General features: G+C 74.4%; 9 protein-coding genes. 7 read left to right on the forward strand and 2 right to left on the reverse strand.

Annotated elements, in window-relative coordinates:
• Nucleotide 1 precedes the first annotated feature (1 nt).
• The gene (locus AB0910_RS28825) at nt 2-778 is read left to right on the forward strand and encodes a GNAT family N-acetyltransferase (RefSeq protein ID WP_366747593.1); all 777 of its coding nucleotides are present in this window, start codon (nt 2-4) and stop codon (nt 776-778) included.
• Between the two features lie 14 nt (nt 779-792).
• On the opposite strand, the gene AB0910_RS28830 is transcribed toward AB0910_RS28825, so the two are convergent.
• Nucleotides 793-1,953 (reverse strand): sialidase family protein, encoded by a 1,161-nt coding sequence (locus AB0910_RS28830; RefSeq protein ID WP_366747594.1) that lies wholly within the window; start codon nt 1,951-1,953, stop codon nt 793-795.
• 252 nt (nt 1,954-2,205) lie between these two features.
• Between AB0910_RS28830 and AB0910_RS28835 the strand changes: the two genes are divergently transcribed.
• From AB0910_RS28835 to AB0910_RS28850, 4 genes are all read left to right on the forward strand, one after another.
• Nucleotides 2,206-2,799: a hypothetical protein gene (locus AB0910_RS28835; RefSeq protein ID WP_366747595.1), complete on the forward strand. Its 594-nt coding sequence runs from the start codon at nt 2,206-2,208 to the stop codon at nt 2,797-2,799.
• A gap of 136 nt (nt 2,800-2,935) precedes the next feature.
• Entirely contained in the window at nt 2,936-3,535 is a 600-nt protein-coding gene (locus tag AB0910_RS28840; RefSeq protein WP_366747596.1) for a class F sortase, read from the forward strand.
• A gap of 168 nt (nt 3,536-3,703) precedes the next feature.
• Nucleotides 3,704-5,068, forward strand: coding sequence for an FAD-dependent oxidoreductase (locus AB0910_RS28845; protein ID WP_366747597.1), 1,365 nt, complete (start codon nt 3,704-3,706; stop codon nt 5,066-5,068).
• 57 nt (nt 5,069-5,125) lie between these two features.
• Nucleotides 5,126-5,335, forward strand: coding sequence for a hypothetical protein (locus tag AB0910_RS28850; protein WP_366747598.1), 210 nt, complete (start codon nt 5,126-5,128; stop codon nt 5,333-5,335).
• Between the two features lie 40 nt (nt 5,336-5,375).
• Here the strand turns inward: AB0910_RS28850 and AB0910_RS28855 are convergent, their stop codons facing one another.
• Nucleotides 5,376-6,179 (reverse strand): HAD family acid phosphatase, encoded by an 804-nt coding sequence (locus AB0910_RS28855; protein ID WP_366747599.1) that lies wholly within the window; start codon nt 6,177-6,179, stop codon nt 5,376-5,378.
• A gap of 229 nt (nt 6,180-6,408) precedes the next feature.
• Here AB0910_RS28855 and AB0910_RS28860 point away from each other — a divergent pair, with 229 nt between their 5' ends.
• Both AB0910_RS28860 and AB0910_RS28865 read left to right on the forward strand, forming a co-directional pair.
• On the forward strand, nt 6,409-7,146 hold the full coding sequence (locus tag AB0910_RS28860; RefSeq protein WP_366747600.1) for a dienelactone hydrolase family protein: 738 nt from the start codon (nt 6,409-6,411) through the stop codon (nt 7,144-7,146).
• Nucleotides 7,146-7,433 carry a DUF6295 family protein gene (locus tag AB0910_RS28865; protein ID WP_366747601.1) on the forward strand — a complete coding sequence of 96 codons (288 nt, stop codon included), beginning with the start codon at nt 7,146-7,148 and terminating at the stop codon, nt 7,431-7,433. The genes AB0910_RS28860 and AB0910_RS28865 overlap by 1 nt, the downstream gene beginning before the upstream one ends.
• Nucleotides 7,434-7,526 lie beyond the last annotated feature (93 nt).

The following is a 7,526-nucleotide window of genomic DNA, read 5'->3' on the forward strand; positions in this document are numbered from 1 at the left end:
CGTGCGCATCGAGGCCAACCCGTACGCCTATCTCAGCCACCACGGCGCCTCCCCGCTGGTGCGCCTGGATGTGGCAGTGGACTGCTGGTCGGTGAGCGCCGACACGGACGCGCGCCCCTTCAACACGGTCTTCGCACCCGACTTCGCGCCGGAGGGGCTCGCGGAGCGCGTGCGGGACGTCCGCCGCCGCACCGCGGTGCCCGGCCGGGCCCAGGACTGGTGGATCGGCCCCTCGGCCCGCCCGTCCGGGCTGGCCGCGCATCTCGCGGCGCTGGGGTTCCGCGCGCTCGCCCCGGTGCGGATGATGGCGGCGCCGCTCGCCGGGCAGGAGCCGCGGGGCCGCGCGGGGACGGCGGCCGAGACCCGGCCGGTGCGCTCGGCCGACGGCCTCGGTGACTTCACGGCCGTGCACGGCGCCGCGTACGGGACCCGGCCCGCCGCCGCCCGGTTCTTCCACCGCGTCCTCGCGTCGCTGCCGCTCACCGAGGACGCGCCGATGCAGCACGTGGTGGTGCGCGCTGCGGGCGTGCCGGTCGCGGTGGCTTCGGCGTTCCTGCACGGCGGGGTGGCGGGCCTGTACAACGTGGCGACCGTGCCGGGCGCGCGCGGCCGGGGCTTCGGCACGGCGGCGGCGCGGGCCGCGCTGGCGGCCGCGCGCGAGCGGGGCGCGCCGCGCGCGGTCCTCGGCGCCGAGCCGGGGGCTGCAGGGATGTACCGGGCCCTCGGCTTCGAGGACGCGGGGCTGCTGCACCGCCTGCGGTACGTGCCGCCTGCCTGAGCGCGCGGTTCGGCTCAGGCGGGCAGCGGGCGGTAGGTGATGGTCTCCCGCGAGTCGGCCGTGCCGGTCTCGTAGAGCAGGCCGACCTCGGACGGGGTCCGCTGCACCAGGTCGGAGTAGCCCGCGGGGTCGTCCGACACGGTCCACAGCGGCCGCCAGGTCCTGCCGCCGTCCGCGCTGGTGCGCACCTGCATACGGCGCCTCGACGCCGGATCGGCAGGCCCGGAGAACAGCAACCGCCCGTCGGCGGCGCGCAGCACGCTGCCCTGCACCTGGGGCCCCGCCAGGTCGGGCTGCGCGGTGAACGGCACGGCGAGGCTCTCGCCGCCGTCGGTGCTGTACGCGCTGTCGCGGGCGGCCGCGCGTCCTCCCATGTCGCGGGCGTTGACGTAGACGGTGCCGTCGGCGAGTTCGGTGAGGGTGCTCTCGTTGACGGTGCCCGGCTCGTCGGCGACGTAGCCGATGTGCCAGGTGGCGCCGCCGTCGTCGCTGTAGAGGGCGTGGCCGCCGCTGCTGCCGTCCGAGGCCAGCGAGTGGTTGGCGGGCACGAGGAGCCGCCCCGGGTGCGGGCCGCCGCGCAGCGCCACGGCGTGTCCCGGTCCCGTGGCGTACCAGTTCCAGCCGGGGCGTTTGACGTCCGCCGTGATGTCACGCCGCGGCGACCAGGTGGCCCCGTCGTCGGTGGAGCGCTGGACGTAGACGCGCCGGACCGCGGGGCTGACCGCGCCGTCGACGATCTCGTCCTCGGTGGCGCCGCCGACGGTGCCGCAGGACAGCAGCACGACGTCTCCGGTGGCGGGGTCGACGACCGGCGCCGGGTTGCCCGCGGTGCCGCCGCCCGCGTCGGCGACGACCTGGAGCGGGCCCCAGGTGCAGCCGCCGTCGGTGGAGCGGCGCAGGACGATGTCGATGTCGCCGTCGTCGGCGGCCGAGTCGCGGCGGCCCTCGGCGAAGGCGAGGAGGGTGCCGCCGGGAACGGCGACGGCGGCAGGGATGCGGAAGGTGTGGTAGCCCGAGGTGCCGGAGCGGTACGGCACGCTGGGGCCGCAGGGGCCGCCGGCCGCGCGTGCGGCGGGGGCGGCGGCGGCGAGCGGGGCGAGTGCGCCCGCGACGAGCGGCAGCAGCAGGGCGAGGGAGTGGGAGAGGGCGGCGCGACGACGGAGCTGGCGTTTCATCGTGTCCCTTGGGGTCGCCGGCCCGGCCTGCCGGGCCGGGGCAGCTGATCCGCAGCGAACATAGCCCGCCGCGTCTCCGGTCCGGGTCAGCGCCACGGGGGCGGCCGCGGGTCGGCGGTGCGGCGGCTGGGCCGTCCGGGTGAGATGTCACGGCCCCTCAGAGTTTCTTCATATTTTCGCCCCGCAACCATGACATCTAGTGGGACGTTCGGCCGATCCGTATGACAATCACACGGCTTGAAGGAGCCTCGCATGTCCCTCTCGGCATCTCCCCGCCTTCGTCGTCCCCGCGCGGGCGCGGTGGCCCTGGCCGCCGCGGCCCTCACCGGCACGACCCTGCTGTGTGCCTCCACCGCCGTCGCCGCCCCCGGCGACAGCGGCGACCTCAAGGTCCACCCGGCCGGTGTCCCCGCGTCCAACACCAGCGACGCCCCGCAGGTCTGCTCGTTCACCCTGTCCGGGGCCAACTTCCAGACGCTCACCTCCCTGACGTGGACCGTCACCCCGCTGCCCAAGGCCCCCAACAAGCCCACTCTCACGGGGCAGTTGACGCTCAAGCAAGGCAAGGGCGCCACCGGCACGCTGTCGCTGCCGAACGGCACGTACACGCTCGCCTGGACCTTCCCCGGCGGTGTGCCCAAGCAGAAGAAGTTCAAGGTGAACTGCGGCGCCTCGGACAACAAGCCGCAGGGCGCGGTGCACGCGGGCGGCGGCGGTGTGCCCCCGACCGACGGCGGCGACGGCGGCTCGTCCGTGGCCGCGCCACTGCTCGTCTCGGGCGCCGTCGCGACCGCGGGACTGGTCTTCGTGCGCAGGGCCCGCCGTCGCGTCCATGGCGTCGCGTAACACGCCGAGGCCCGGTCCCCGACCGCACCCGCACGCCCGCCCGCGCCCCAGGCCGGTGGCCCACCGGCCGCCGCCCCGCCGCCGTCGCCGTCGCCGCGGCCCGAGCCGCGCCGTCCGCCTGACGCTCACCCTGAGCGTGACGGCCACGCTGCTGTTCGGTGTGGTGCGGGCGTGCGGAGGGCCCGACGACGGCTCCCAGGTCGCCGTCGCCGCGTCCGACGGGGCCGGCGGCGGGGCGGGGCGGCCGGCCCCCGTCGCGTCCCACGCGCCGCTGCCGGCCTCCGCGCCGGTCAAGCTCGCCGTCCCCCGCATCGTGATCGAGGCGCCGGTGATGCGGCTGCGGCTCGACGCCCACGGCAGGCTCGGCACCCCTCCGATGAGCCGCCCCCACCTGGTCGGCTGGTACGCCGGGGGCCCGTCCCCCGGCGAGCAGGGGACCTCGGTGATCGTGGGCCACCGCGACACGAGGACGGGCCCCGCCATCTTCCTCAACCTCAACGCCCTCCACCCGGGCGACGCGGTGAAGGTCACCCGGCAGGACCGCAGGACCGCCGTGTTCACCGTCGACGCGGTGCACACCTACGGCCGCGGCGGCTTCCCCGACAAGAAGGTGTACGGGGACACGGGGCGGCCCGAACTGCGGCTGCTCACCTGCGGCGGACAGTTCGACCCCGCGAAGGGCTACTCGGCCAACGTGGTCGTCTTCGCCCACCTCACCTCCGTGACCGGCGCCTGACCTGGCCGGGGACGCGCCCTCGCCGGCGCCGCCCCCGGCCCGCCGTGCTCTCCCGGGCGCGCCGACGGTGTGGCGGCCCGGGAAAAGCCTCGCGAAGATGGGGGTGATGGACCGGGATCAGGGGGCAGTCGAGTGACGACCGCGCAGTACTGAGAAGGGACCGACACCGTGGCACGACCGAAGATCCTCGTGGTGGGCGCCGGCTTCGCCGGTGTCGAGTGCGTACGCCGTCTCGAACGCAGTCTCGCCCCCGGCGAGGCGGACGTGGCCCTCGTGGCCCCCTTCTCCTACCAGCTCTACCTGCCGCTGCTCCCCCAGGTCGCCTCCGGCGTGCTCACCCCCCAGTCGGTCGCCGTGTCGCTGCGCCGCAGCAGGAGGCACCGCACCCGGATCATCCCCGGCGGCGCCATCGGCGTGGACCACGAGGCGAAGGTCTGCGTCGTCCGCAAGATCACCGGCGAGACCGTCGACGAGCCGTACGACTACCTGGTCCTCACGCCCGGCAGCATCACCAGGACGTTCGACATCCCCGGCCTGGTGGAGCACGCGCGCGGCCTGAAGACGCTGGCCGAGGCCGCGTACATCCGCGACCACGTCATCGCCCAGCTGGACCTCGCCGACGCCAGCCAGGACGAGGCGGAGCGCGCCTCGCGGCTCCAGTTCGTGGTGGTCGGCGGCGGCTACGCGGGCACCGAGACGGCCGCCTGCCTCCAGCGCCTGACGACGAACGCGGCACGGCGCTATCCGCGCCTCGACCCGAAGCTCATCAAGTGGCACCTCATCGACATCGCGCCGAAGCTCATGCCGGAGCTGGGCGACAAGCTCGGCCGCAGCGCGCTGGAGATCCTGCGCGGGCGGGGCATCGAGGTGTCGCTCGGGGTGTCCGTCGCCAAGGCGGCGCCCGAGGAGGTCACGTTCACCGACGGGCGCGTGGTGCCGTCGAGGACCCTGATCTGGACGGCGGGCGTGGCGGCGAGCCCGCTGATGGCGACGCTCGGCACCGAGACCGCCAAGGGCCGCCTCGTGGTGACCCCGGAGATGACCGTGCCCGGGATCGACGGGGTGTTCGCGCTGGGCGACGCCGCGGCCGTGCCCGACCTGGCGGCGGGCGAGGGCGCCGTCTGCCCGCCGACCGCGCAGCACGCGATGCGCCAGGGCCGCAAGGTCGCGGCGAACATCGTCGCCTCGCTGCGGCGCGAGCCGCTGCGCCCCTATGAGCACAAGGACCTGGGTCTGGTCGTGGACCTCGGCGGGCGGGACGCCGTCTCGAAGCCGCTCGGCATCGAGCTGCGCGGCATGCCGGCCCAGGCGGTGGCGCGCGGTTACCACTGGCAGGCGCTGCGCACCAATGTCGCCAAGACGCGCGTGTTCACCAACTGGATGCTCAACGCGGTGGCGGGCGACGACTTCGTCCGCACGGGCTTCCAGTCGCAGAAGCGCGCCACCCTCCGCGACTTCGAGTACACCGACTCCTACCTCTCCCCCGAGCAGGTGCGCCAACATGTCAGGGGTGAAGCGGCGCTGAGGGGGTAGGCGGGCACAAGCCGACGCGTGCGCGCCGGCGCTCCTAGGGGAAGGGGACCCCAGCCCATGATGCTCTCAGGCGGTACCGCGTCCGAGGACATGGAACCCAGCGTTCCCGGGTTCCGCGAGCGGGTCGCCGCCGCAGCAGCGCTCAGGGCCGCCTCCGCGGTGGTGCGGGAGGCCGAGCCGCCCGCACCCGTGTCCCTGCCCACGCCGCGCGCCGTGCGCCGTGCCGCCGCAGCGGGCCCGTCGTCGGCCCCGGCAGCGGCGCGCTGACGCAGCTCCCGCGTCCCGCGCCGCCGCCGCCGGGGGCGCGTCACTCGACGAAGTAGGTCGGGTTCGGCAGCTTGTACGCGTGGTCGGCGTGACCGCCCGTCAGGTCGGACTGCTGGTCGCCGATGTTGCCGACGATGTCGTAGCCGCCCGCCTCGATGTGGGCGCGGGTGCCGGCCTTGAACTCGACCGTGGAGCAGTTCCAGGCCGCGGCGGTGGCGCAGTCGGCGAGGTAGGCGGGTGGGTGGGCCTTGTCCTTGGTGAAGAAGTGGGCCTTGTCCAGCGCGGTGTCGTAGCCCGCCGCACGGAGGTTCTTCACCGCGGGGTCGCGCAGCTCCTCGGCGAGGCCGGTGAGGAAGAAGACGGTGACGCCGTGCTTCTTGGCGTACGAGACCAGCTTCGGCATGCCGTAGACGGCCGGCCGGTCGGCCTTGGAGACGAAGGCGTTCCAGGTGGCGTCCGAGTAGACGTAGTGGGTGTCGCGCTCGTAGGTGAAGCTGAGCAGGGCGGTGTCGTCGACGTCGAGCACGATGGCCGGCCTGCCGTGCTGCCCGCCGTGGCGGGCAGCGCTCGCGCGGGCGATGTCGTGCTCCGCGCGGGCCTCGACCCGGGCGAGGTCGCGGGCGTAGGGGCTGTCGGCCGAGGCGTGCCAGGTGCCGTCGGCGGCCTGGGTCGCGCCGTAGTAGTCGTCTATCTGGCCGGTGAGCAGGCCGATGTTCTCCGGTTCCGAGCCGGCGTGCCCGTGGTGCCCGCTGTCGGCGCCCGCGACGCCGGTCCCGTAGAGGATGCCGGCGGCGAGCGCGCCGGCCGCGACCGTGGCGGCCGCGGCCTGGTGGAACGTGCGCATGAAGGTGCTTCTCCCCTCTGGTGGACATGTCATGTCCACCCTGTATCTACGCGCATCACACCACAGGTTCACCCGCAGCGGGGCGGTGTTGCCGTATTGACATCTCACCGTCTCCCGCGGCGGGCTGCGGCCGCCTGAAGGGGGCCCTGCGGGCAGCGCGGGCCGGTGCCGGGGGGCCGGGGGAAGAGGCTTAGTGTACGAGCCAGCAATCCGCACTGAAGGGACTTCGATGTACGACGCAGTGCTGGCCGAGACCATCAGCATCACCGGTCACGGCGGGGACACCATCGAGGCGTACTCCGCCCGTCCGATGGCCGCCGGACCGTTCGGCGGTGTCGTGGTGATCCACCACATGCCCGGGTACGACGCTCCCACCAAGGAGATCGTCCGGCGGTTCGCGGCCGAGGGCTTCGCCGCCGTGTGCCCCAACCTGTACAGCCGCGAGGCGCCCGGTGCCGAGCCGGACGACGCGGCCGCCGCCTCGCGGGCCGCCGGCGGCGTGCCCGACGAGCGGCTCGTCGGCGACGTGGCGGGTGCCGCCGCCTATCTGCGCGGCCTGCCGTCGTCCAACGGCAGGGTCGGCACGATCGGCTACTGCTCCGGCGGGCGCCAGTCGTTCCTCGCGCTCGCCGGCGTCGACGTGCAGGCGGGCGTCGACTGCTACGGCGCCTTCGTCACCGGCACGCCGCCCGAGGGCTTCCCGCTCCAGGTCTCGCCGCTCAAGGACCGGGTCAAGGACCTGCGCGGCCCGCTGCTCGGCCTGTTCGGGAACGACGACCAGTACCCCTCGCCCGAGCACGTCGACGAGTTGGAGGAGGAGCTCAAGGCGCAGGGCAAGCCCTACGAGTTCCACCGCTACGACGACGCGGGGCACGCGTTCTTCGCCGTCGACCGGCCGAGCTACCGGCCGCAGGCCGCGATGGACGGCTGGCAGAAGATCCTCCGCTTCTACGGGGAGCACCTCTGATGTGCACGTACCTCACCGAGAAGTTCGCGATCGACGGCAGCGGCAAGGGCGCGGGCGGCTACTTCGCGCTCACCGAGGCGATGGTCTACGTGGACCACCCGCAGCACGCCCCCTACGAGCACACCGTCAACATCGACTTCCTCAACCCGTCGCAGGGCCCCTCGTCGCGGGTGGCCGTGGAGCTGACCGAGGAGTCGGCGCTCGCCCTGATCGACGCGATCCGCTCGGCGCTGGCCGCTGCGCCTCCCGGACTGACCTCGGCGGCCCCGGCGAAGCCGGCGGCCTGACCCCGCCGGTGTGCGCGGGCGGCGTCCCCGGCCCGCGCGTGCACTCCCTCGGCCTGAAGTTCGGCCTGTACGTGACGCCCGGCATCTCCCACC

Source organism: Streptomyces sp. NPDC047002, assembly GCF_040704505.1.
GTDB lineage: Bacteria > Actinomycetota > Actinomycetes > Streptomycetales > Streptomycetaceae > Streptomyces.

Excerpts from the sequence above, each read along its gene's own strand:
- AB0910_RS28850 (WP_366747598.1), top strand. The coding sequence starts at position 5,126 with ATGATGCTCTCAGGCGGTACCGCGTCCGAGGACATGGAACCCAGCGTT.
- AB0910_RS28835 (WP_366747595.1), top strand. The coding sequence starts at position 2,206 with ATGTCCCTCTCGGCATCTCCCCGCCTTCGTCGTCCCCGCGCGGGCGCG.
- AB0910_RS28855 (WP_366747599.1), bottom strand. The coding sequence starts at position 6,179 with ATGCGCACGTTCCACCAGGCCGCGGCCGCCACGGTCGCGGCCGGCGCG.
- AB0910_RS28860 (WP_366747600.1), top strand. The coding sequence starts at position 6,409 with ATGTACGACGCAGTGCTGGCCGAGACCATCAGCATCACCGGTCACGGC.
- AB0910_RS28865 (WP_366747601.1), top strand. The coding sequence starts at position 7,146 with ATGTGCACGTACCTCACCGAGAAGTTCGCGATCGACGGCAGCGGCAAG.
- AB0910_RS28830 (WP_366747594.1), bottom strand. The coding sequence starts at position 1,953 with ATGAAACGCCAGCTCCGTCGTCGCGCCGCCCTCTCCCACTCCCTCGCC.